The following is a 1,065-nucleotide window of genomic DNA, read 5'->3' on the forward strand; positions in this document are numbered from 1 at the left end:
TCTTATCTCAAACACTTTCAGATGATAATATTGAATTACTAAGTGATTACTATGTCTTAGAACAGTTAATTCAATTTCAAGAAAAACTAAATGAGGTGATTTTAAAATTGCGATAAGATGTTGATGGACAAAATACTTGACTTTTATTGGTATCACATTCGAAATCTTAAAAGACACGAGAGAAAGCTCATTAAATACCAAGGATTTGGTGATCGTTCAATTATTAAATTCAAACGTGAATCTGAATTAGAATGGAGTACTATTTCAAAGATTTTGGACTCTATTAAGATTTTGGATGGTTTAGAATTGCGTAATCATATAAGAACTATATATAGTGAAAATAAAGAACTTTTTGATCACCCTGATACATACGTGACACATTTTGGACCAATTGGTAAAAGTGGAGCGTTTGTTGTAAATCAATTTTTGAGATGTTTCCCCGGCAAACAAAGAATGATAATTGCGAATTCAAATTCCGAGTTAAGCAAGCTTCCCGAAAATGCTTCGATTATATTTCTCGATGATTTTATAGGAACAGGCAAACAAGGTTTAGATTACATTAAGCAAGTCAGCCCATCACTCAACTCAAGTATAAAGCCATATTTATTTACGATTTGTGGAACACGAGAAGGAATAGAATTAATTGATGGTTATCGTTCGAATTTCAAAATTAAGACGCAAGTAATTCTTTCGAAAGAGACAGATCATCTTTTAGATCCATCAAATAAAATTCTCAACGAAAATGAAAAGAAAAGGATTATTGAGTTGAATCAAATGATTGGTATTGTTGACAAAAATAAATATCATTTGGGTTTACCATTTGCTTTTTATTATTCGGCACCTGATAATGCATTAGGAATTCTCTGGAGCGATAATACAAAATACAAAAACAAAAATATTGACAAAAGATGGTACGGACTTATTCCAAGAGAGTACTAAATACCTCACATAACAGGCGTTTGGCTCAATGGCGGGTAAAGTGGTTAATTGAACATTCTGCCTCGCATCAACTTTTGTGGTGTATTGAAAGTTTTGTGCTCCGAAACCCGCCACTGCGCCAAGCGC

General features: G+C 32.9%; 1 protein-coding gene. It reads left to right on the forward strand.

Annotated elements, in window-relative coordinates; all coding sequences use genetic code 11:
- The first annotated feature begins 123 nt into the window (after positions 1 to 123).
- Complete coding sequence (locus tag ACYVAA_RS22940) at positions 124 to 939, forward strand: phosphoribosyltransferase-like protein (RefSeq protein ID WP_460546423.1); 816 nt, start codon at positions 124 to 126, stop codon at positions 937 to 939.
- Positions 940 to 1,065: the final 126 nt, after the last annotated feature.

The sequence above is a fragment of the Echinicola sediminis genome (assembly GCF_054777495.1).

What these genes read in the sequence shown, in the direction of transcription:
- ACYVAA_RS22940 (WP_460546423.1), top strand. Translation starts at nt 124, where the DNA reads ATGGACAAAATACTTGACTTTTATTGGTATCACATTCGAAATCTTAAA.